The sequence below is a fragment of the Pseudomonas sp. IPO3774 genome (genome assembly GCF_013386835.1).
Lineage (GTDB): Bacteria > Pseudomonadota > Gammaproteobacteria > Pseudomonadales > Pseudomonadaceae > Aquipseudomonas.
In genome coordinates this window covers 308220-329466 of record NZ_JACAQY010000018.1, presented here as the reverse complement: position 1 = coordinate 329466, position 21247 = coordinate 308220, and the positions used below count along the sequence as shown (strand labels likewise).

Annotated in this window: 23 protein-coding genes; 3 read left to right on the top strand and 20 right to left on the bottom strand. The window is 61.8% G+C overall.

Annotated elements, in window-relative coordinates; translation table 11 throughout:
* The 5 genes from ccmE to ccmA all read right to left on the bottom strand — a co-directional run bounded on the left by ccmE (position 1) and on the right by ccmA (position 2713).
* Entirely contained in the window at positions 1-456 is a 456-nt protein-coding gene (gene ccmE / locus HYE77_RS13435) for a cytochrome c maturation protein CcmE (RefSeq protein ID WP_008434786.1), read from the bottom strand.
* The gene (ccmD, locus tag HYE77_RS13430; RefSeq protein ID WP_008434788.1) at positions 453-629 is read right to left on the bottom strand and encodes a heme exporter protein CcmD; all 177 of its coding nucleotides are present in this window, start codon (positions 627-629) and stop codon (positions 453-455) included. The genes ccmE and ccmD overlap by 4 nt, the downstream gene beginning before the upstream one ends.
* Positions 626-1381, bottom strand: a complete 756-nt coding sequence (locus HYE77_RS13425; RefSeq protein WP_008434790.1) for a heme ABC transporter permease — start codon at positions 1379-1381, stop codon at positions 626-628. Before HYE77_RS13425 ends, ccmD begins: the two co-directional genes overlap by 4 nt.
* 85 nt (positions 1382-1466) lie before the next feature.
* On the bottom strand, positions 1467-2135 hold the full coding sequence (ccmB, locus tag HYE77_RS13420) for a heme exporter protein CcmB (RefSeq protein ID WP_003210635.1): 669 nt from the start codon (positions 2133-2135) through the stop codon (positions 1467-1469).
* Positions 2132-2713 (bottom strand): cytochrome c biogenesis heme-transporting ATPase CcmA, encoded by a 582-nt coding sequence (gene ccmA, locus HYE77_RS13415; protein ID WP_003210636.1) that lies wholly within the window; start codon positions 2711-2713, stop codon positions 2132-2134. Before ccmA ends, ccmB begins: the two co-directional genes overlap by 4 nt.
* 252 nt (positions 2714-2965) lie before the next feature.
* Here ccmA and HYE77_RS13410 point away from each other — a divergent pair, with 252 nt between their 5' ends.
* From HYE77_RS13410 to HYE77_RS13400, 3 genes are all read left to right on the top strand, one after another.
* The gene (locus tag HYE77_RS13410) at positions 2966-4549 is read left to right on the top strand and encodes a flagellar hook-length control protein FliK (protein WP_032899324.1); all 1584 of its coding nucleotides are present in this window, start codon (positions 2966-2968) and stop codon (positions 4547-4549) included.
* A complete protein-coding gene (locus tag HYE77_RS13405; protein ID WP_003210638.1) occupies positions 4546-4875 on the top strand; it encodes an EscU/YscU/HrcU family type III secretion system export apparatus switch protein in 330 nt (109 codons plus the stop codon). Before HYE77_RS13410 ends, HYE77_RS13405 begins: the two co-directional genes overlap by 4 nt.
* A gap of 226 nt (positions 4876-5101) precedes the next feature.
* The gene (locus HYE77_RS13400) at positions 5102-6265 is read left to right on the top strand and encodes a hypothetical protein (RefSeq protein ID WP_102369668.1); all 1164 of its coding nucleotides are present in this window, start codon (positions 5102-5104) and stop codon (positions 6263-6265) included.
* 33 nt (positions 6266-6298) lie between these two features.
* Here the strand turns inward: HYE77_RS13400 and HYE77_RS13395 are convergent, their stop codons facing one another.
* The 15 genes from HYE77_RS13395 to HYE77_RS13325 all read right to left on the bottom strand — a co-directional run bounded on the left by HYE77_RS13395 (position 6299) and on the right by HYE77_RS13325 (position 21167).
* Positions 6299-6694, bottom strand: a complete 396-nt coding sequence (locus HYE77_RS13395) for a DUF2802 domain-containing protein (protein WP_003210640.1) — start codon at positions 6692-6694, stop codon at positions 6299-6301.
* Positions 6695-7180: a chemotaxis protein CheW gene (locus HYE77_RS13390; RefSeq protein ID WP_003210641.1), complete on the bottom strand. Its 486-nt coding sequence runs from the start codon at positions 7178-7180 to the stop codon at positions 6695-6697. It abuts the gene before it with no gap.
* Between the two features lie 73 nt (positions 7181-7253).
* The gene (locus HYE77_RS13385) at positions 7254-8057 is read right to left on the bottom strand and encodes a CheW domain-containing protein (RefSeq protein ID WP_003210642.1); all 804 of its coding nucleotides are present in this window, start codon (positions 8055-8057) and stop codon (positions 7254-7256) included.
* A 151-nt stretch (positions 8058-8208) separates the two neighbouring features.
* Entirely contained in the window at positions 8209-8997 is a 789-nt protein-coding gene (locus HYE77_RS13380; protein ID WP_003210643.1) for a ParA family protein, read from the bottom strand.
* 51 nt (positions 8998-9048) lie between these two features.
* On the bottom strand, positions 9049-9936 hold the full coding sequence (motD, locus tag HYE77_RS13375) for a flagellar motor protein MotD (protein ID WP_008434806.1): 888 nt from the start codon (positions 9934-9936) through the stop codon (positions 9049-9051).
* Between the two features lie 15 nt (positions 9937-9951).
* The gene (locus tag HYE77_RS13370; RefSeq protein ID WP_003210645.1) at positions 9952-10692 is read right to left on the bottom strand and encodes a flagellar motor protein; all 741 of its coding nucleotides are present in this window, start codon (positions 10690-10692) and stop codon (positions 9952-9954) included.
* The gene (locus HYE77_RS13365) at positions 10692-11813 is read right to left on the bottom strand and encodes a chemotaxis response regulator protein-glutamate methylesterase (RefSeq protein ID WP_008434810.1); all 1122 of its coding nucleotides are present in this window, start codon (positions 11811-11813) and stop codon (positions 10692-10694) included. The genes HYE77_RS13370 and HYE77_RS13365 overlap by 1 nt, the downstream gene beginning before the upstream one ends.
* Positions 11814-11862: 49 nt before the next feature.
* Positions 11863-14073, bottom strand: a complete 2211-nt coding sequence (locus tag HYE77_RS13360; RefSeq protein ID WP_177049308.1) for a chemotaxis protein CheA — start codon at positions 14071-14073, stop codon at positions 11863-11865.
* A gap of 11 nt (positions 14074-14084) precedes the next feature.
* On the bottom strand, positions 14085-14873 hold the full coding sequence (locus tag HYE77_RS13355) for a protein phosphatase CheZ (protein ID WP_003214538.1): 789 nt from the start codon (positions 14871-14873) through the stop codon (positions 14085-14087).
* A gap of 18 nt (positions 14874-14891) precedes the next feature.
* Positions 14892-15266 carry a chemotaxis response regulator CheY gene (locus HYE77_RS13350; RefSeq protein WP_005790040.1) on the bottom strand — a complete coding sequence of 125 codons (375 nt, stop codon included), beginning with the start codon at positions 15264-15266 and terminating at the stop codon, positions 14892-14894.
* A gap of 170 nt (positions 15267-15436) precedes the next feature.
* Entirely contained in the window at positions 15437-16177 is a 741-nt protein-coding gene (gene fliA / locus HYE77_RS13345; RefSeq protein ID WP_008434817.1) for an RNA polymerase sigma factor FliA, read from the bottom strand.
* Complete coding sequence (gene fleN, locus HYE77_RS13340) at positions 16174-17007, bottom strand: flagellar synthesis regulator FleN (RefSeq protein WP_003192912.1); 834 nt, start codon at positions 17005-17007, stop codon at positions 16174-16176. The genes fliA and fleN overlap by 4 nt, the downstream gene beginning before the upstream one ends.
* 120 nt (positions 17008-17127) lie before the next feature.
* Positions 17128-18444 (bottom strand): flagellar biosynthesis protein FlhF, encoded by a 1317-nt coding sequence (flhF, locus tag HYE77_RS13335; protein ID WP_003214543.1) that lies wholly within the window; start codon positions 18442-18444, stop codon positions 17128-17130.
* An 11-nt stretch (positions 18445-18455) separates the two neighbouring features.
* Entirely contained in the window at positions 18456-20570 is a 2115-nt protein-coding gene (flhA, locus tag HYE77_RS13330) for a flagellar biosynthesis protein FlhA (RefSeq protein WP_023659255.1), read from the bottom strand.
* A gap of 390 nt (positions 20571-20960) precedes the next feature.
* The gene (locus HYE77_RS13325; protein ID WP_177027722.1) at positions 20961-21167 is read right to left on the bottom strand and encodes a cold-shock protein; all 207 of its coding nucleotides are present in this window, start codon (positions 21165-21167) and stop codon (positions 20961-20963) included.
* Between the last annotated feature and the right edge of the window lie 80 nt (positions 21168-21247).

Genomic DNA, 21247 nt, shown 5'->3' with positions numbered 1-21247 from the left:
TTAGCCCTCCTTGGCAGGGGTCGGGGCGGATTGGCCGCTGTCTTTGAGGGCCTTGGTGACTTCCGGCGGCATGTATTTTTCATCGTGCTTGGCCAGCACTTCGTCGGCCACTACCACGCCGTCGGCGTTGAGCTTGCCGAGGGCGACGATGCCCTGCCCTTCGCGGAACAGGTCCGGGAGGATGCCGCGGTAGGTGATGGTCACGGATTTGTTGAAGTCGGTGACGATGAACTTGACGTCCAGGGAGTCGCCGGAGCGTTGCAGCGAGCCCTTCTCGACCATGCCACCGGCACGGATTCGCGTGTCCAGCGGCGCTTCGCCGTTGGCGATCTGGGTCGGGGTGTAGAACAGGTTGATGTTCTCCCGCAGGGCGCTCAGGGCCAGGGTCACGGCAATGCCGACACCGGCCATGATGGCCAGGATGATCAACAGACGCTTTCTACGCAGCGGATTCACTTTTCGGTCTCCCGGCGCAAACGACGCGCCTCTTGTTGCAGGTAACGCTTGCGGGCCAGGATCGGCGCGGCGACGTTGAGGGCCAGCACCGCCAGGCAAATGCCATAGGCCGTCCAGACGTACAGGGCGTGATGGCCCATGGCGAGAAAATCACTGAAAGAGTTGAAGCTCATCCACGGGCTCCCAGGCTGTTTTGCACTTCGGCCTTGACCCAACTGGTGCGGGCTTCTCGCTTGAGCACTTCGAGGCGCATGCGCATCAGCAGCACGGCGCCGAAGAAGCAGTAGAACCCCAGCACCATCAGCAGCAGCGGCGCCCACATTTCCACGGGCATTGCCGGCTTTTCGGTGAGGGTAAAGGTGGCGCCCTGGTGCAGGGTGTTCCACCACTCCACCGAATATTTGATGATCGGGATATTGATCACGCCGACAATCGCCAGCACCGCGCAGGCCTTGGCGGCGCTGTCACGGTTGCTGATGGCGTTGCCCAGGGCAATCAGGCCGAAGTACAGGAACAGCAGGATCAGCATCGAGGTGAGTCGCGCATCCCATACCCACCACGAACCCCAGGTCGGCTTGCCCCAGATCGCACCGGTGACCAGCGCCACGGCGGTCATCCAGGCACCGATGGGCGCGGCGCATTGCAGGGCCACATCCGCCAGTTTCATCTTCCACACCAGGCCGACGATGCCGCACACCGCCAGCATCACGTAGCAGGACTGGGCCAGCATCGCGGCAGGCACGTGGATGTAGATGATGCGAAAGCTGTTGCCTTGCTGATAGTCCGGCGGCGCGAAGGCCAGGCCCCAGACCAGGCCGATGCCGATCAGCAATACCGCGGCGATGCTCAACCACGGCAGCAGTTTGCCACTGATGCCGTAAAACCATTTGGGCGAGCCGAGCTTGTGAAACCAGGTCCAGTTCATGCTGTTTCCATCACGGTTGCTTCTCGTCGTTGCGAGAAGCTTAGGGTCTTTACTGGTTAAGGTACTATCGCTTAACCAGACCTCATTATTCGCCGACGCTGATCTTCAGGCCAGCCGCTATAGCAAAGGGTGTCAGGGTTACCGCCAGGGCGGCCAGGCTGCCAAGCCACAGGAGGTAACCGGTCGCCGGCATGCCCTGGAGCGCGGCTTGCAACGCGCCGCTGCCCAGGATCAACACCGGGATATACAAAGGCAAGATCAGCAGGGCCAACAACAGGCCACCGCGTTTCAAACCGACGGTCAGTGCCGCACCTACGGCGCCCAGTAGACTGAGAACCGGCGTGCCAAGCAACAAGGAAAGGAGCAACACCGGCAGGCATTCGGTGGGCAACCCCAGCATCATCGCCAGCAGCGGCGCGAGCAATACCAGCGCCAGGCCGGAAAACGCCCAGTGTGCCAGTACCTTGGCCAATACCAGAAGTGGCAGGGGGTGCGACGAAAGGACCCACTGTTCGAGGGAACCGTCTTCAAAATCACTGCGAAACAGCCCGTCCAGCGAGAGCAGGACTGACAAAAGCGCCGCCACCCAGACCAGTCCCGGAGACAAGGTTTGCAACAGTTTAGTCTCGGGGCCCACTGCCAACGGGAACAGCGCGATCACAATCGCGAAGAACACCAGCGGGTTGGCCAATTCGGCCGGACGGCGACAGAGTAACCGCGCTTCGCGGGCGACCAACAGGGCAAATACGCTCATACCGCCCACCGGCCCAGGTCGAGGTCGCGGTAACCGGCGGGCATGCGCGTCAAGGTGTGGTGAGTGGTCAGGACAACCATGCCGCCCTGCTCGCAGTGCGCGGCAAGGTGTTCTTCCAATTGGGCAACGCCTTGTTTGTCGAGGGCGGTGAAGGGTTCGTCGAGAATCCATAGCGGCGGGCCGTCGAGATACAAACGGGCCAGGGCCACGCGGCGCTGCTGGCCGGCGGACAGGGTGTGGCAGGGAACGTCTTCGAAACCCTTGAGGCCAACCGCGGCCAGTGCCTGCCAGATCGCCTCGCGGCTGGCGGGATGATGCAGGGCGCTGAGCCAACTGAGGTTTTCTTCAGCGGTAAGCACATCCTTGATTCCGGCGGCGTGGCCGATCCAGATCAGGTTGCGCGCCAGCTCGGTGCGCTGCTCGTGCAACGGTTTGCCGTTGAGCCGCACTTCCCCCGCCGTCGGCTGCATTAGACCGGCCAGCAGGCGTAACAGGCTGGTCTTGCCGCTGCCGTTGGGGCCGCTGACCTGCACCATGTCGCCGCCCGCCAGACGCAGTTCGAGGTGTTCGAACAGCATCCGCAGGTCACGTTCACAGGCGAGCGCTACGGCTTCTAGAAGAGGGCTGGTCAAGAGATCGCGGGCCTTTACGGTTCAAGTCGGCGGTGGAACGGCCGTTAAAGAGATGCACATTAACTGCTTTGGCGACCGTTTTTAGAGAGCTGGATCAATCAGTTGTGTTGTTTTTAACGCTCTCTTTGAAGACGGGCGGCATTATACATGTGATGCCCTACTCTAAAGAGGGCAATTTCCCCTGAGACGGCGCGCACGATGACCGGTGAGATCAATCTTCCCACGCTCCCCCCGACGCTTCCGGCCGGGCCTGCGCCCGCGCCTGCAGCGGGCGAGTTGCTGAAACTGCTGGAGCCGCAGACCGGCCTGATCGACCCCGGAAAAACCGTAAATGCCGAGGTGCTGGCACTGAAACAAGGCGGCGATGCATTTCAGTTGCTGCTCAAGCTGACCCTGGAAGGCGGCCGGCAAACCCTGGTGCAGGCCAGCAGCAGCCAGCCGCTGCCGCTGGGTACCCAGGTGGAAGTCAGCCAGACGCCGTCGGGCAATTTGTCCATCAGCCTGCAGCAGGCCCTGAGTTCCAGCGTCGCCGCGCTGACGCGTATCGATACCAGCCAGTTACCGGTGGGCACCCTGCTGCAAGGCAAGGTGCTGACCACCCAGGCGCTGCCACAGGGCGCCAACCAGCCGGTGGTGTATCGCTCACTGGTGTCGGTGCTCAATAACGTCCTCAGCGGCGCGACCCTGACCGTCGAAAGCCCGCAGCCCTTGCGCGTCGGCAGCCTGCTCAGCGCCGTGGTGCAAAGTGCGCAGACCTTGAGTTTTGTACCGCTGAGCGGGCGCCAGGACCAATTGGCCGTGGCCCAGCAACTCTCCACCCAGCAAAGCCGCCAGGGCTCGCTGGACGTGGTGTTCACCGCGCTGCAAAGCCTGCCGGCGACCAGCAGCGACAGCACCGGGGCCGACCTGCGCGCCGCCGCCGAGCGTTTGCTCGCCGGCCTGCCCGACCTGGCCCAGGCCAGCAACCCCAAGGTGCTGGCGCAACTGATCCAGAACAGCGGGACCTTCCTCGAAGCCAAGTTGCTGGCCGGGCAAAACCCGCAGATACCGCCGCTGGACATGAAAGGCGCGCTGCTGCGCTTCGTCGCCGACCTGCTGCCATCCCTGCCCGCCAGCACCAATCTGAATGCGATCCTCGCTGCCAACACCCTGGCGCAATTGCTGCCCAGCTTCGTACGCAGCCCGCTGGGCACCCTCGGCCAGGTCGGCGCCAGGCAGGCGCCCGCAGGCTTTCCGCTGCCCGATCGGCTGATGCAACGCCTGGAAGGTGAAAGTGACCTGGAAAACCTGCTGCGCCTGGCCGCCGGGGCCATCTCCCGCCTGCAAAGCCATCAGCTGTCGAGCCTGGAGCAGACCGGTACCACCGCCGACGGCAAGCTCTTGACCACCTGGCAGCTGGAAATCCCCATGCGCACCTTGCAGGACATCGTGCCGTTGCAGGTCAAGTTCCAGCGGGAAGAACCGGCGCCCGACAAGGAACAGCCGGAACGCAAGGACAGCAAGGATCCCAAGCAAATGCTCTGGCGCGTGGAAATGGCGCTCGACATGGAGCCGCTCGGCCCGTTGCAGGTCCAGGCGCAACTGAGCCAGGGCAAACTGTCGAGCCAGTTGTGGGCGACCCGGCCCTTCACCGCCAGCCTGATCGAAAGCCACCTGGGCAGCCTGCGCGAGCGCCTGGTGTCGTCGGGACTCAACGTCGGCGACCTCGACTGCCACCTCGGTACCCCGCCACGGGGCCCGAAAACCGGGCTTGAACAACGCTGGGTGGATGAAACCGCATGAAAAACCCCAACCCGCCCCGCCAGGCCATCGCCCTCAAATACGACGGGCAACAAGCGCCGACCCTGACCGCCAAGGGCGACGATGCCCTGGCCGAAGCCATCCTCAAGCTGGCCCGGGAGAACGAAGTCCCGATTTACGAAAATGCCGAGCTGGTCAAATTACTGGCACGCATGGAGTTGGGCGACAGCATCCCGGAAGAGTTGTACCGCACCGTCGCCGAGATCATCGCGTTTGCCTGGACGCTGAAGGGCAAGTTCCCGGTGGGCTACGACCCGGACGCGGGGCCGGTGGAGCGGGATGTGACGGAAAGAGGCGACGATTATTAAGGTGGGAGCCGGCTGATCGTTCCCACGCTCTGCGTGGGAACGCCGCCTCGGAGCTCCGCGTCCAACCGGCGCTGCAACGTTCAAGTCTTGCGCAGGGGTGACGCGGAGCGTCACGGGATGCATTCCCCCGCAGAGCGTGGGAATGATCAGTTGCGGTGGGTGGTGTATAGCAATTATATCTTTCGAGGTATAGATTATCTCGAACCCGATAGTTCAGGATAAACCCATGAGCCCTACCCGCCCGATTCTCAGTCGAAAGCTACTCGCCGAAGCGCTCGCCCGTGATCTGGCAGGCGAGTCATTTGCCGACTACAGCTCCGGCATGTTCCTCGCGGCTCCGCGCCGTACCGGCAAGAGTACGTTCCTGCGCAACGACCTTATCCCCGAGTGCAAGGCCCGGGGCTGGCTGCCGGTGTACGTGGACCTGTGGATGAACCGCGAAGTCGACCCCGCCGAACTGATCTCCGGCGCCATCGGCAAAGCCCTGGGCGAGTTCGAAAGCGCAGTGAGCAAAGCGGCCAAGAAGGCCGGTATCGACAAGATCAGCCTGCTGCGCACCTTGAGTTGGGATTTCACCAAACCGCAATTGCCCGCCGGCACCACGCTCAGCCACGCCCTGGACGTGCTGCACCAGGTCTCGGGGCAAATGATCGTGCTGATCGTGGACGAGGCCCAGCACGCCCTCAACAGCGAAGGCGGGGTGAACGCCATGTTCGCCCTCAAGGCGGCACGGGATCATCTCAACGGCAGCAGCACGGCCGATGGCCTGCGCCTGGTCTTCACCGGCTCCAGCCGGGACAAACTGGCCAACCTGGTACTCAAGAGCAAACAACCGTTCTTCGGCGCCCACATCACGCCATTCCCGTTGCTGAGCCGCGACTTTGTGGAGTTCGTGACGGACCTGTGGAACCAGCGCCTGGCTGCGACCAACCAGTTCAACCTTGAGGATATGGACTACGCGTTTCAGCTCGTCGGCCGACGCCCGGAAATGCTCAACAAACTGTTGACCGAAGTGAGCGTGGGTCTTGGCGAGGCCAGCAACCTTGGCGAGTTGCTGAGGACCGGAGCACTCAATCACCAGGCCGGCATCTGGAGCGATTACGAGAGCGCCTACAACGACCTCTCGCCGCTGCAACAGGCGGTGCTCGAAGTGATGGGCGAACGAACCCTGGGCAAGCAGGCGTTCTCGCCTTTTGCGGAAAAAACCTTCCAGGATGTGAACCGCAAGCTGGAACAGGCCCAGGTCGAGCCGAACGCCAGCACGCCAAACGTGCAGAAAGCACTGGAAGTGCTGCGGGAGAAGGAGTTGGTCTGGAAAGCCAACCGTGGTGAATATGCTTTGGAGGACTCGACCATGGCCGAATGGCTGAGCAACCGGCACCGGCTATAAGCTGCAAGCAATAGCGCTTGCAGCTCGTAACCTTCAGCTGTCCTTGTGCAACCGGCTCATCAACTGCGCTTCAGCCTGGGTCAACCCGCAGGATTGGGTCAGCTCATCCACCGTGGCGCCCATGCCCACCAGCTTCGCCGCCTGGGCGAATGAGAGGCTCGACGGGTCACGCTGCTCGAGTGCCGACAGCTTGTCCGGCAACGGCGCCAGCACCGAACGCAGCTCGTGCACTTCATCACCCACACGCACCGCACTTTGCTGGAAGTGGTCGACCCGCTTGGCCAGCTCCAGGATCCGCCGGTCGCGCACAGCGTCGCGCTCGACTTGTCGAGTGGCCAATTCCCGTTGCTGGCGAACATAACGCAGCAGGAAGCCCAGGGTCCCGGCCCAAAGGATGGCCAGGACGATCACCGCTACCTCAAGAAACAATCAGATATTCTCCAGGTCCTGCCACTCTTCTTCGCTCATCATCTTGTCCAGCTCAACCAGAATCAGCAGTTCGCCGTTCTTGTTGCAGACACCCTGGATGAACTTGGCCGATTCTTCGTTGCCGACGTTCGGCGCAGTCTCGACTTCGGATTGGCGCAGGTAAACCACTTCCGCCACGCTGTCGACCATGATCCCGACCACTTGCTTGTCGGCTTCGATGATCACGATGCGGGTGTTGTCGTTGACTTCGGTCGGCACCAGGCCAAAACGCTGGCGGGTGTCGATCACGGTCACCACGTTGCCGCGCAGGTTGATGATGCCCAGCACATAGCTTGGGGCACCCGGAACCGGAGCGATTTCGGTGTAGCGCAGCACTTCCTGCACACGCATCACGTTGATGCCATAGGACTCGTTGTCCAGCTTGAAGGTGACCCATTGCAGGATTGGATCATCCACCAGACCTTGTGCGGACACTGACTTGTTCATACTCCAGACCCCTTCAAATACCGTTGGTTACGGTGTGTGTTCTTGGGCAGCGCCGTAGCGCTGCTGCTTGTTATCAAGTGCGTTTGTTCAGCGGCATGGCTTTTACCGCGCCGCTGGCAATCAACTCCGCCAGTTCGGCGACATCCAGCAACGCGCACATGTGTTCGATCACAGTGCCCGCCAGCCATGGCCGCTGGCCCCGGTGGCTGCGCCATTTGATTTCGTTCGGGTCCAGGCGCAATGAGCGGCTGACCTGATGCACCGCCAGCCCCCACTCGTAGCCCTGGACCGAAATAACGTATTGCAGGCCCTGGCGGAAGTCATCGCGGTAGCGGTCGGGCATCACCCAACGCGCGGTGTCCAATACCTTCAAGTTGCCCTGCTGGCTCGGCAGGATCCCGAGGAACCAATCCGGCTGGCCGAACAACGGCGTCAACTCCTGGCCTTCCAGGGAGTAGATCGACCCCAGGCACACCAGCGGCACCGCCAGGGTCAGCCCGGCGACATCGAACAGCAAACATTCGAACGGCTCCGCAGCCCACACCGGGCGACCGTCGCCCTGTACCGGCGGCGGCGTGATGCTCGGCGGGAGGTGAACCTCAACCACCGGCTCCACCACTACAGGCGCAATCACCACAGGCTCGACGGGCACAGCAACCGGTACAGGAACTGCTACGGGAACCACCAACGCATCACGGGCCTGTTCTTCCAGGACCGCCAACTGAAACTCGTCCAGGGCAGCAGGTTCAGGCTCGATGACTTCATCGAGGATCAGAATCGGTTCCGGCATGTCCTCGGTGGCGTCCTGGAGCAAGGCGTCCAGGTAGGACTCCAGCGCCAGTTGCGGCCGGGTCTTGAAATCAACGGGACGGTTCATCTGTATGCCCACGCGCAAGCCCCATCAACCCTGTATTCAGAGGTTATCGGCCTGTGAGTGTCCGGACTTGAATCGAGAGCCGGTTTGGTCAGGAAAACCGCGGCGTCTGCATCGCTGGCAAGCCAGGCTCCTACAGGGCTGTTTATGACCATCACGCCACCTGCGCCACAAGTTGCTGGGACAACAGGTGCTTGAGCAACGCCCGATACGCCAGCACCCCACGGCTCTTGCCGTCGAACTGCGACGGCGTCAGCCCTGCCCGGCTCGCATCCCGCAGGCGCGTGTCCACCGGGATGTAGCCTTGCCAGATGGTGTCCGGATAAGCATCGCGCAATACCCGCAAGGTGCCGAGGGACGCCTGGGTACGGCGGTCAAACAGAGTCGGCACGATGCTGAACGGCAGCGCTTGCTTGCGCGAGCGGTTGATCATCGCCAGGGTGCTGACCATGCGCTCCAGGCCCTTGACGGCCAGGTGCTCGGTCTGCACCGGGATCACCAGCTGTTGGCTGGCGGCCAGGGCGTTGACCATCAGCACGCCGAGCAACGGCGGGCTGTCGATGATCGCGTAGTCGAAGTCCTGCCACAGCTGCGCCAGGGTCTTGGCGATCACCAGGCCCAGGCCGCTCTGCCCCGGCGACTGGCGCTCAAGGGTGGCCAGGGCGGTGCTGGACGGCAACAGCGAGATCTTTTCATTGCTGGTAGGCAGCAACAGTTGCCCCGGCAAGTCGGCCGGCACGCTGCCCTTGTGCAGGAACAGGTCGTAGCAACTGTGTTCCAGGGCATCCGGGTCATAGCCGAAATAGCTGGTCATGGAGCCGTGGGGGTCCAGGTCGACCACGACCACACGCTTGCCGGCCTCGGCCAGCAAGCCGGCCAAGGCGATGGACGTGGTGGTTTTACCGACACCACCCTTTTGATTGGCAACTGCCCAGACTCTCATTCGGATTGTTCCTCCCGGCAGGCACAGGCTCGACCGAGAAATTGCATGGGGTTATAGAGCCGGTGACGGAGAATTGACGGCACTCCCGCGAACCGGCGCCTTTACGGGCGCTGGTGCAGTTTGTGTGCCAGCCCGCTTCAAGGCGGCATCCGGTGTTGCATTGGCAGTGCCGGTACCGGTCAGGCTGCGGCGCACGTCCAGGTTGCGCGACACCACCAGCACCACCCGACGGTTGCGCGCACGGCCTTCCGCCGTGGCGTTATTGGCCACCGGCTGGAACTCGCCGTAACCCACCGACGCCAGGCGCCCGGGGTTCACACCCTGCATCGCGAGCATTCGTACAATACTCGCCGCCCGGGCCGAAGACAGCTCCCAGTTGGTCGGGTACTGCGCGGTACTGATCGGCAGGTTATCGGTAAAGCCTTCAACGTGGACCGGGTTTTCAAACGGCTTCAGGATCGCCGCCACCTTGTCGATGATGGTAAACGCCTGGTCGCTGGGCATTGCATCGGCACTGGCGAACAGCAGGCTGGAATTGAGTTCGATCTCGACCCACAACTCATTGCCGCGCACGGTCATCTGGTTGGAGCTGATCAGGTCGCCAAAGGCCGCGCTGATGTTATCGGCGATGCTTTTCAGCGGGTCGCTGGTGCCAGCGATGCCGGCGGCGGTTTCATCGCTGTCGTTGACCAGCGGCTTGGCCGGGGTCACGGTCTTGGGGCGTTCTTCGCCAATGGGTATCGGCTTGAGGGCGCGGTCAGCGTCGTTGAACACGCCAATCAGCGCCTGGGAAATGACTTTGTACTTGCCTTCGTTGATCGAGGAAATGGAGTACATCACCACAAAAAACGCGAACAGCAACGTAATGAAGTCGGCGTAGGACACCAGCCAGCGTTCATGGTTGACGTGTTCTTCAGGCTCGCGGCGGCGACGGCTCACAACAAATACCTCCCATCAATCCATGAAGCCCTGGAGCTTCAATTCGATGGAGCGCGGGTTTTCACCCTCGGCAATCGAGAGGATGCCTTCGAGCAACATCTCGCGATAACGCGACTGGCGCAGGGCGATCGACTTGAGCTTGCTGGCCACCGGCAACAACACCAGGTTGGCACTGGCCACGCCGTAGATGGTGGCGACGAACGCCACGGCAATCCCGCTGCCCAGTTGCGACGGATCGGCCAGGTTGCCCATCACGTGGATCAAGCCCATCACCGCACCGATGATGCCGATGGTCGGCGCGTAGCCGCCCATGCTTTCAAAGACTTTGGCAGCGTTGATGTCGCGGCTTTCCTGGGTGTAGAAGTCCACTTCGAGGATGCTGCGAATCGCTTCCGGCTCGGCGCCGTCCACCAGCAGTTGCAGGCCTTTGCGGGCGTAGCTGTCGGGCTCGGCATCGGCCACGCCTTCCAGCCCGAGCAGGCCTTCCTTGCGCGCCGTGAGGCTCCAGTTGACCACGCGGTCGATGCCGCCCGGCAAGTCGACACGCGGCGGGAAGATGATCCAGATGAGGATCTGCATCGCGCGCTTGAACGAACTCATGGGCGACTGCAACAACGCCGCGCCCACGGTGCCGCCGATCACGATCAACGCTGCCGGGCCGTTGGCCAGGGCGCCCAGGTGGCCGCCTTCGAGGTAGTTGCCGCCGATAATCGCGACAAACGCCATGATGATGCCAATCAGGCTCAATACATCCATCAGAGGCAAGCCTCCACCAGGTGCTTGCCGATGTCGTCGAGGCTGTAGACGGCGTCGGCCAGGTCGGCCTTGACGATGGCCATGGGCATGCCATAGATCACGCAGCTGGCTTCATCCTGGGCCCAGATCGCGCTGCCGCCCTGCTTGAGCAGGCGCGCGCCTTCACGGCCGTCGGCGCCCATGCCGGTCAACACCACCGCCAAAACTTTGTCGCCGTAGGATTTGGCCGCAGACCCGAAGGTGATATCCACACACGGCTTGTAGTTCAGGCGTTCGTCACCCGGCAGGATTTTGATCGCACCACGGCCATCGACCATCATCTGCTTGCCACCAGGGGCCAGCAGCGCCAGACCCGGACGCAGGATGTCGCCATCCTCGGCTTCCTTGACGCTGATGCGGCACAGCTTGTCCAGGCGCTCGGCGAACGCCTTGGTGAACGCGGCCGGCATGTGCTGGATCAACACGATCGGCGCCGGGAAGTTCGCCGGCAATTGGGTCAACACCCGCTGCAAGGCCACCGGGCCGCCGGTGGACGTACCGATGGCCACCAGCTTGTAGGCCTTGCGCTTGGGCGCAGGTGAATGTGCGGCGGGCGCAGCCGTACGCACCGGGGCGGCGGCCGGGCGCGCAACCGGTGCCGGCGCCGGGCGACCAAAGGTGCTCGGGGCGGCCGGTGGCGGCGTAACGGGTGCGGGCGCCGGCGCACTGAACAGGCTGCGACGGTTACTGCGGGAGATGCTGTGCACCTTCTCGCAGAGCATCTGCTTGACCTTCTCGGGGTTGCGCGAGATGTCTTCGAAATTCTTCGGCAGGAAGTCCACCGCGCCGGCATCCAGCGCATCCAGGGTGACCCGGGCGCCTTCGTGGGTCAGCGAGGAGAACATCAACACCGGCGTCGGGCAGCGCTGCATGATGTGCCGCACCGCCGTGATGCCGTCCATCATCGGCATCTCGTAGTCCATGGTGATCACGTCCGGCTTGAGCGCCAGGGCCTGATCGATCGCCTCTTTGCCGTTGGTGGCCGTGCCGACCACCTGGATATTGGAATCCGATGAAAGAATTTCCGAGACGCGGCGGCGGAAGAAACCCGAATCGTCCACCACCAGGACCTTGACTACCATAAACACTCCGTTAGGCCGGGCGAGGGACAACCGCCCTGCCCGGGCCGAATCAAATACGCCGTGCGGCGTAACGCTTGAGCATGCTCGGAACATCCAGAATCAGCGCGATCCGACCGTCACCGGTAATGGTCGCACCCGACATGCCCGGGGTTCCCTGCAGCATTTTGCCCAAAGGCTTGATGACCACTTCTTCCTGGCCCACCAGTTGATCGACCACGAAGCCGATACGCTGGGTGCCCACGGAAAGAATCACCACATGGCCTTCGCGCTGCTCTTCATGCTTGGCCGAAGCCACCAGCCAGCGCTTGAGGTAGAACAGCGGCAACGCCTTGTCGCGCACGATCACCACTTCCTGGCCGTCCACCACGTTGGTGCGCGACAGGTCGAGGTGGAAGATTTCGTTGACGTTGACCAGCGGGAAGGCGAACGCCTGGTTGCCCAGCATCACCATCAGGGTCGGCATGATCGCCAGGGTCAACGGCACCTTGATGACGATCTTCGAGCCCTGGCCCTTGGTCGAGTAGATGTTGATCGAGCCGTTGAGCTGGCTGATCTTGGTCTTCACCACATCCATGCCCACGCCACGGCCCGACACGTCGGAAATCTCGGTCTTGGTGGAGAAGCCCGGGGCGAAGATCAGGTTGTAGCACTCGGTGTCGGTGAGGCGGTCGGCGGCGTCCTTGTCCATCACCCCACGCTTGACTGCAATGTTGCGCAGTACCGTGGGGTCCATGCCTTTGCCGTCATCGGTGATCGACAGCAGGATATGGTCGCCTTCCTGTTCGGCCGCCAGGATCACTTTGCCCTGGCGGTTCTTGCCCGAGGCTTCGCGCTCTTCCGGCGTCTCGACACCGTGGTCGACCGCGTTGCGCACCAAGTGGACCAGCGGGTCGGCCAGGGCCTCGACAAGGTTCTTGTCGAGGTCGGTTTCTTCACCCACCAGTTCCAGGTTGATCTCTTTCTTGAGCTGACGTGCCAGGTCGCGAACCAGGCGCGGGAAACGGCCGAAGACTTTCTTGATCGGCTGCATCCGGGTCTTCATGACGGCGGTCTGCAGGTCTGCGGTGACCACGTCGAGGTTCGACACGGCCTTTTGCATGGCCTCGTCGCCACTGTTCAGGCCCAGGCGCACCAGGCGGTTACGCACCAGCACCAGTTCACCGACCATGTTCATGATGTCGTCCAGGCGCGCGGTATCAACCCGCACGGTGGTTTCGGCTTCACTGGCCGGTTGCTTGTCCGGGGCCGGGGCAGCCGTGGCAGCCCGGGCCGGTGCTGGAGCCGGAGCCGGAGCCGCTTTCGCTGCGACAGGCGCGGCAGCCTTGGCGGCAGGAGCCGGTGTTGCGACAACTGCGGCAGCAGCCGGTGCAGCAGCGCCGACCACTTCGGTGAACTTGCCCTTGCCGTGCAGTTCATCCAGCAGGGCTTCGAATTCGTGATCGGAGATCAGTCCATCGGCGGCCGGCGCAGCAGCGGGTGCCGCAGGCGCGGCGGCCGTTGCGGCGACTTCCGGCAGAGCCTCGGCGGCAAACGAGCCTTTGCCGTGCAACTGGTCCAGCAGCGCTTCAAATTCGTCGTCGGTGATTTCATTGCTGACGGGCGCCGCGGCTTCCGTTGGCGCTGGCGCTGCGGCCACCGCGTCCGGGGCAAACTGGCCCTTGCCGTGCAACTGGTCGAGCAACGACTCGAACTCGGCGTCGGTAATGTCTTCGGTGGTCGGCACCATGGCCGGCGCACTGGCTGCCGGCGCTTCGGCTTCGGCCTTGACGGCGTTCAGCGAGTCCAGCAGTTGTTCAAATTCGCTGTCGGTCACGTCGCCCGCAGGCTCGGCAACCGGCTCAGCCACCGCTTCCACCACGGGAGCGTTGGCCGCAGGTTCCGCCAGGCGCGCCAGGGCGGCCAGCAGTTCCGGCGTGGCGGCAGTGATCGGTGCGCGCTCGCGCACTTCACTGAACATGCCGTTGACCGCGTCCAGTGCTTCCAGGATCACGTCCATCAGTTCCGAGTCGACGTGCCGCTCACCCTTGCGCAGGATGTCGAACACGTTCTCGGCGATGTGACAGCACTCCACCAGCTCGTGGAGCTGGAGGAAGCCGGCGCCCCCTTTTACAGTGTGAAAACCGCGAAAAATTGCATTGAGCAGGTTCGCATCATCCGGTCGGCTTTCCAGCTCGACCAGTTGTTCCGACAGTTGCTCTAAAATTTCGCCGGCCTCTACAAGGAAATCCTGAAGGATTTCTTCATCGGCGCCGAAGCTCATGGGTGTGCTCCTTAGAAGCCTAAACTGGACAGCAAATCGTCTACGTCGTCTTGCCCGGATACAACGTCTTCACGTTTATCGGCATGAATCTGCGGACCTTCACCCTTGGCGAGGTGTTTTTGTGGATCTTTTTCAGAAAGGATCGCTGCGCGGTCATGTTCGATGCCGGCAAACCGGTCGACCTGGCCCGCCATCAACACCAGTTTGAGCAGGTTGCTTTCCACTTCGGTGACCAGTTGGGTCACACGCTTGATCACCTGACCGGTGAGGTCCTGGTAATCCTGGGCCAGCAGAATGTCATTGAGGTTGCTGGAAACCGTGCGGTTTTCCTGCTCGCTGCGGGACAAAAAGCCCTCGACCCGACGCGCCAGCTCACGAAACTCCTCAGCGCCCACTTCCCGACGCATGAACCGGCCCCAGTCAGTGCTCAGGGCCTTGGCTTCACTGGCCATACCGTTGACCAGAGGCGTGGCGTTTTCCACCAGGTCCATGGTGCGGTTGGCCGCCGCCTCAGTCAGCCTGACCACGTAGGACAGGCGTTCGGTGGCATCCGTGATCTGCGAGATTTCCTCGGCCTGGGGCATGTGCGGGTCAATCTGAAAATTGACTATCGCACTGTGCAACTCACGGGTGAGCTTGCCCACTTCCTGGTACAGGCCGCGGTCACGGGTCTGGTTGAGCTCATGGATCAACTGCACCGCGTCGCCGAACTGGCCTCTTTCAAGGCTTTCGACGAGTTGATGAGCATGTTTTTTCAGGGTCGACTCAAAGTCGGCCTGCGATGATTCTTTATGCTCCATAGCTCCCCCGTGGCAGCATCAATGACCGATGCGTTCGAAGATCTTTTCGATCTTCTCTTTCAAGGCCAGTGCAGTGAATGGCTTGACCACGTAGCCGTTGACCCCGGCCTGGGCGGCTTCGATGATCTGTTCACGCTTGGCTTCAGCGGTCACCATCAGCACAGGCAGGCTGCGCAGTTTTTCATCAGCGCGCACGTGGCGCAGCAGATCGATACCGGTCATGCCCGGCATGTTCCAGTCCGTTACCAGAAAGTCGATGCTCCCGCTGTTGAGGATCGGAATCGCCGTAATACCGTCATCCGCCTCGACCGTGTTAGTGAACCCAAGGTCACGCAACAGGTTTTTTATGATCCGCCGCATCGTTGAGAAGTCATCAACGATGAGGATTTTCATGTTCTTGTCCAATTCGACCTCCAAGCAGTCTTAAACGCGCCCAGCACCTGGGCGCGCCATATCAATCAACAGGCGTTACACAAAAAGGACTACCGGGGGTGCACCACGGGCCAAGCCCGTCCGAGCGCAGGGCCTGGACGGTATCGTTCGCAGTGTCCCCACACTGCCTGTCAGCGCGCTCGCCACTCTCCCAAACGCCCCCGCAAGCGGGCCGCGCACTGGCTGTGTAACTGGCTGACCCGCGATTCGCTGACTCCCAGGACCTCACCGATTTCCTTGAGGTTCAGCTCTTCGTCGTAGTACAGCGCCAACACCAGTCGCTCACGCTCCGGCAAATTGGCTATCGCGTCCGCCAGCGCGCTCTGGAAGCGTTCATCTTCCAGGTCCCGTGACGGTTCGAGATGGGCACTCGCGCCGTCCTCGTGCAGCCCTTCATGTTCGCCGTCCTGTAAAAGGTCGTCGAAACTGAACAGCCGGCTGCCCAAGGTATCGTTCAAAATCCCGTAGTAATCGTCGAGACTCAATTGGAGTTCGGCCGCAACTTCATGATCTTTAGCGTCGCGACCGGTTTTTGCTTCAATTGAGCGAATTGCGTCACTCACCATCCGCGTATTGCGGTGCACTGATCGCGGCGCCCAATCACCTTTACGCACTTCATCGAGCATGGCCCCACGGATACGGATACCCGCGTATGTCTCGAAACTCGCGCCCTTGCTCGCGTCGTACTTGGTCGACACTTCAAGCAGGCCGATCATCCCGGCCTGGATCAAGTCCTCGACCTGCACGCTGGCAGGCAAGCGCGCCAGCAGGTGATAGGCAATGCGCTTGACCAGGGGCGCATAGCGCTCGATCAATTCGACTTGACTGTCACGTGCCGACTTCTTGTAAAGGTTGTAGCCGCTGGCTGTCATAGCACCGGTCCTGCGCTCGTCTGATGCACCAATCGCTCGACGAAAAACTCCAGATGCCCCCGGGGATTGGCGGGCAACGGCCAGGTATCGACCTTCTGGGCAATAGCCTTGAACGCCAATGCGCACTTCGAACGAGGGAACGCTTCATAGACCGCACGCTGCTTTTGCACGGCCTTGCGCACACACTCGTCGTAAGGAACTGCGCCAACGTATTGTAAGGCGACATCGAGGAAGCGATCCGTGACCTTGGTCAACTTGGCGAACAGATTCCGCCCTTCCTGCGGGCTTTGGGCCATGTTGGCCAGCACGCGGAAGCGGTTCATGCCGTAGTCGCGGTTGAGCAGTTTGATCAGGGCGTAGGCGTCGGTGATCGAGGTGGGCTCGTCGCACACCACCAGCAACACTTCCTGGGCTGCGCGCACGAAGCTGACCACCGACTCGCCGATCCCGGCGGCGGTGTCGATCACCAGCACGTCGAGGTTGTCGCCGATGTCGCTGAACGCCTGAATCAGGCCGGCATGCTGCGCCGGGCTCAGGTGCACCATGCTCTGGGTGCCGGAAGCGGCCGGCACGATGCGAATCCCGCCGGGGCCTTGCAACAGTACGTCGCGCAGCTCACAGCGGCCTTCGATCACATCGGCCAGGGTATGTTTGGGCGTCAGTCCCAGCAGAACGTCGACGTTCGCCAGCCCCAGGTCAGCATCCAGCAGCATGACGCGACGGCCAAGCTCTGCCAGGGCCAGGGACAAATTCACTGACACGTTAGTTTTTCCGACGCCACCTTTGCCGCCGGTCACCGCGATCACCTGTACGGGATGCATGCTGCCCATTTTATTTCTTTACCTTGTCTTGCTTAGACGCAGGCTACATAAGTTGGCCGCGCGAACTGCTGGCAGGCCATCGATGTAGATACTTTTCACTGTCATTTTTAAATAGAAAGCCATGATGCCTCAGCCAACTCGCTTGTTCGGGCTGTGGTAGAGGTCAGCAAACATGTCAGCCATAGCTTCCTCACTGGGTTCTTCCTGCATTTGCACGCTGACAGCCCGGCTGACCAACTGATGACGGCGCGGCAGATGCAGATCATCCGGGATCCGCGGCCCGTCGGTCAGGTAGGCGACCGGTAATTCATGACTGATTGCCAGGCTCAATACTTCGCCCAGGCTTGCCGTCTCATCCAGTTTAGTCAGGATGCAACCCGCCAGCCCGCAGCGCTTGTAGCTGTGGTAGGCGGCGGTCAATACCTGCTTCTGGCTGGTAGTGGCAAGCACCAAATAGTTTCTGGATTTGATCCCGCGCCCGGCCAGGCTTTCCAGCTGCATGCGCAGGGCCGGGTCGCTGGCTTGCAGGCCGGCGGTGTCGATCAGCACCACGCGCTTGCGCAGCAATGGGTCGAGGGCGTTGGCCAGGGACTGGCCCGGGTCGACGTGGGTCACCGGCACATTGAGGATGCGGCCCAGGGTCTTGAGTTGTTCCTGGGCGCCGATGCGGTAGCTGTCCATGCTCACCAGCGCGATGTTCTGGGCGCCGTACTTGAGCACGTAACGTGCGGCCAGCTTGGCCAGGGTGGTGGTCTTGCCCATGCCGGCCGGGCCGACCATGGCAATCACACCGCCTTCTTCCAGGGGTTCGATTTCCGGGGTGACGATCATCCGCGCCAGGTGGGCCAGGAGCATGCGCCAGGCCTGGCGAGGTTCTTCAATTTGCGTGGTCAGTTGCAACAGGTCGCGGGACAACGGGCCGGACAGGCCAATGCGTTGCAGGCGACGCCACAGGTTGGCCTGTTGTGGCTGGCTGCCCTGCAACTGGTTCCAGGCCAGCGAACCCAGCTGCACTTCCAGCAGTTCACGCAGGCCGTTGAGTTCGAAGCGCATCGAGTCGAACACCCGCTGGTCTACCGCCGGCGCCGGGGCTGGCGCAGCAGGACGCGGTGGTTCAACAAAAGTCGGCTCTACCAGCGGCTCGGACGCGGTCAACGGCAGCCCGGCGAACAGCTGGCGATTGGTGGAGGCGTCGCTGTCGCCACGCATGCTCAGTTCAGCCTGGGCCGAGACAATGCGCGAAGCGGTCTTGCGCAGCTCGTCTTCCAGTTCCATGTTCGGCACGCGCGGCGCCAGGGCCGAGGGTTTGTAATCCAGGGCAGCCGTCAGCTCCACACCGCCGGCAATACGACGGTTACCGATAATCGCAGCGTCGGCGCCCAACTCATCACGTACCAGTTTCATGGCCTGACGCATATCGGCGGCGAAAAAACGCTTCACTTGCATATCCCACTACCTCAGCCGTTGGGCCCTACTGTCGCGACGATAGTCACTTGCTTATTGTCAGGAATTTCCTGGTAAGCCAATACGTGCAAATTCGGTATAGCCAGGCGTCCAAACCGCGACAACATCGCCCGGACGGGGCCAGCCACCAGCAGGATCACCGGATGGCCTTCCATTTCCTGGCGCTGCGCGGCCTCGATCAACGAACGTTGCAGCTTCTCTGCCATGCTTGGCTCCAGCAACACGCCCTCATCAGCGCCCTGCCCAGCCTTCTGAATACTATTGAGCAATATTTGTTCCAACCTTGGTTCCAAGGTGATAACAGGCAGCTCGGAGTCAAGCCCTACAATGCTTTGGACGATTGCACGCGACAATCCGACGCGCACTGCGGCCACCAGGGCGGCAGTATCTTGACTCTTGGCGGCATTGTTGGCGATAGCTTCGGCAATGCTGCGAATGTCCCGCACCGGCACCTGCTCGGCCAACAGCGCTTGCAGCACCTTGAGCAGTTGCGAGGTGGACAGCACACCCGGTACCAGCTCTTCGGCGAGTTTTGGCGAGGCCTTGGCCAGCAATTGCAAGAGTTGCTGGACTTCTTCGTGGCCAATCAGCTCGTGGGAGTGCTTGTATAGAATCTGGTTGAGGTGGGTGGCGACCACAGTGCTGGCGTCGACCACGGTGTAGCCCAGCGACTGCGCCTGGCTGCGCTGGCTGATTTCGATCCATACCGCTTCCAGGCCAAAAGCCGGATCTTTGGCGGTAATCCCGTTGAGGCTGCCAAACACCTGGCCCGGGTTGATCGCCAGTTCGCGGTCCGGGTAGATCTCGGCCTCGGCCAGAATCACCCCCATCAGGGTCAGGCGGTAGGCGCTCGGGGCCAGGTCGAGGTTGTCGCGAATGTGCACGGTGGGCATCAGGAAGCCCAGGTCCTGGGACAACTTCTTGCGCACACCCTTGATCCGCGCCAGCAATTGCCCGCCCTGGTTGCGATCCACCAGGGGAATCAGGCGGTAGCCGACTTCCAGGCCGATCATGTCGATCGGGGTCACGTCGTCCCAGCCCAGCTCCTTGGTTTCCAGGGCGCGGGCCGGCGATGGCAGCAGTTCCTGCTGGCGCGCCACTTCCTGCTGGGCAATCACCTTGATGTTGTTTTGTTTTTTCCAGAACAGGTAGGCACCGCCGGCGGCCATGGCGGCCATACTCAGGAACGAGACATGGGGCATGCCCGGCACGATGCCCATGATCGCCATGATGCCTGCCGCCACCGCCAGCGCCTTGGGCGAGGCAAACATCTGCCGGCTGATCTGCTTGCCCATGTCTTCGGAGCCCGAAGCACGGGTCACCATGATCGCCGCAGCTGTAGATAACAACAGTGATGGCAATTGCGCCACTAAACCGTCACCGATGGTCAGCAGGGCGTAAACCTTGCCGGCGTCGCCGAAGGTCATGCCGTGCTGGAAGATGCCGACCGCCATGCCGCCGATCAGGTTGATAAACAGAATCAACAGGCCGGCGATGGCGTCGCCGCGCACGAATTTGCTGGCACCGTCCATGGACCCATAGAACTCGGCTTCCTGGGCGACTTCAAGGCGACGGGCCTTGGCCTGGTTCTGGTCGATCAGGCCGGCGTTGAGGTCGGCGTCGATCGCCATCTGCTTGCCGGGCATCGCGTCGAGGGTAAAACGCGCGCTCACCTCGGAAATCCGCCCGGCGCCCTTGGTCACGACCACAAAGTTGATGATCATCAAGATCGCAAAAACCACGATACCGACCACGTAGTTACCGCCGATCACCACCTCGCCGAAGGCCTGGATCACCTTGCCCGCGGCGGCGTGGCCGTCCTGGCCGTGGAGCATCACCACCCGGGTGGAAGCCACGTTAAGCGCCAGCCGCAGCAGGGTGGCGATCAGCAGGATGGTCGGGAATACCGCGAAATCCAGCGGCCGCAGGGCGTATACGCACACCAGCAACACGACGACCGACAGCGCAATGTTGAAGGTGAAGAACACATCCAGCAGGAACGGCGGCATCGGCAACATCATCATTGCCAGCATCACCAGCAACAACAACGGCACACCCAGATTGCCTCGCGAGAGGTCAGTCAGGGTGCCACGGGCCGTGCTGAGCATTTGAGAGCGATCCACCGGTATTCCTCGTTTCCTTGAAGCAAACTTTTGACGCCGGGAAGCGTCCTGGAGGCGGTATTGCAAGAAGCCTTCCAACTTTTGCTTGAGGAAGCAGATCGGTCTCACGGACAGCGAAGGGCTACCGCCGTACACACATCACCTGTGGCGAGGGAGCTTGCTCCCGCTGGGCTGCGCAGCAGCCCCGGAACGGCTTGCGCGCTTTGCCTGATTCACCGCGCTAGCTTTATTGGGGGCGCTTCGCACCCCAGCGGGAGCAAGCTCCCTCGCCACACAAGCTCGTTCGCGGGAGATGGCGAAACGTCCGACAGGTATTTAGGGTTGCATTGCCGTCAAAGGCTGATCGCTCCCTGCGCGGGAACGATCAGTCCCTGCCTAGACCAGACGAACCTTTTCCGCTTGCAGTCCTTTTGGACCTTGCACCACCTCGAACTCAACGGCCTGGCCTTCTTCAAGCGTCTTGAAACCGTCGCTCTGAATGGCCGAGAAGTGGACAAAAAGATCTTCGCCGCCTTCTTGCTTGATAAAGCCAAAGCCCTTTTCTGTGTTGAACCATTTGACCGTGCCTGTAACCCTTGCCATTGCCGTTCTCCCGACATCTCGTGCGCAGACTGCATAGCGCAGCCAGCCTCATCACCTCAATCAAACCGCTAAAGGCAGGG

Coding starts and splice junctions, on each gene's coding strand:
- ccmD (WP_008434788.1), bottom strand. CDS start 629: ATGAGCTTCAACTCTTTCAGTGATTTTCTCGCCATGGGCCATCACGCC.
- HYE77_RS13425 (WP_008434790.1), bottom strand. CDS start 1,381: ATGAACTGGACCTGGTTTCACAAGCTCGGCTCGCCCAAATGGTTTTAC.
- ccmB (WP_003210635.1), bottom strand. CDS start 2,135: ATGAGCGTATTTGCCCTGTTGGTCGCCCGCGAAGCGCGGTTACTCTGT.
- ccmA (WP_003210636.1), bottom strand. CDS start 2,713: ATGCTGTTCGAACACCTCGAACTGCGTCTGGCGGGCGGCGACATGGTG.
- HYE77_RS13410 (WP_032899324.1), top strand. CDS start 2,966: ATGACCGGTGAGATCAATCTTCCCACGCTCCCCCCGACGCTTCCGGCC.
- HYE77_RS13405 (WP_003210638.1), top strand. CDS start 4,546: ATGAAAAACCCCAACCCGCCCCGCCAGGCCATCGCCCTCAAATACGAC.
- HYE77_RS13400 (WP_102369668.1), top strand. CDS start 5,102: ATGAGCCCTACCCGCCCGATTCTCAGTCGAAAGCTACTCGCCGAAGCG.
- HYE77_RS13390 (WP_003210641.1), bottom strand. CDS start 7,180: ATGAACAAGTCAGTGTCCGCACAAGGTCTGGTGGATGATCCAATCCTG.
- HYE77_RS13385 (WP_003210642.1), bottom strand. CDS start 8,057: ATGAACCGTCCCGTTGATTTCAAGACCCGGCCGCAACTGGCGCTGGAG.
- HYE77_RS13380 (WP_003210643.1), bottom strand. CDS start 8,997: ATGAGAGTCTGGGCAGTTGCCAATCAAAAGGGTGGTGTCGGTAAAACC.
- HYE77_RS13370 (WP_003210645.1), bottom strand. CDS start 10,692: ATGGATGTATTGAGCCTGATTGGCATCATCATGGCGTTTGTCGCGATT.
- HYE77_RS13365 (WP_008434810.1), bottom strand. CDS start 11,813: ATGGTAGTCAAGGTCCTGGTGGTGGACGATTCGGGTTTCTTCCGCCGC.
- HYE77_RS13360 (WP_177049308.1), bottom strand. CDS start 14,073: ATGAGCTTCGGCGCCGATGAAGAAATCCTTCAGGATTTCCTTGTAGAG.
- HYE77_RS13355 (WP_003214538.1), bottom strand. CDS start 14,873: ATGGAGCATAAAGAATCATCGCAGGCCGACTTTGAGTCGACCCTGAAA.
- HYE77_RS13350 (WP_005790040.1), bottom strand. CDS start 15,266: ATGAAAATCCTCATCGTTGATGACTTCTCAACGATGCGGCGGATCATA.
- fliA (WP_008434817.1), bottom strand. CDS start 16,177: ATGACAGCCAGCGGCTACAACCTTTACAAGAAGTCGGCACGTGACAGT.
- fleN (WP_003192912.1), bottom strand. CDS start 17,007: ATGGGCAGCATGCATCCCGTACAGGTGATCGCGGTGACCGGCGGCAAA.
- flhF (WP_003214543.1), bottom strand. CDS start 18,444: ATGCAAGTGAAGCGTTTTTTCGCCGCCGATATGCGTCAGGCCATGAAA.
- flhA (WP_023659255.1), bottom strand. CDS start 20,570: ATGCTCAGCACGGCCCGTGGCACCCTGACTGACCTCTCGCGAGGCAAT.
- HYE77_RS13325 (WP_177027722.1), bottom strand. CDS start 21,167: ATGGCAAGGGTTACAGGCACGGTCAAATGGTTCAACACAGAAAAGGGC.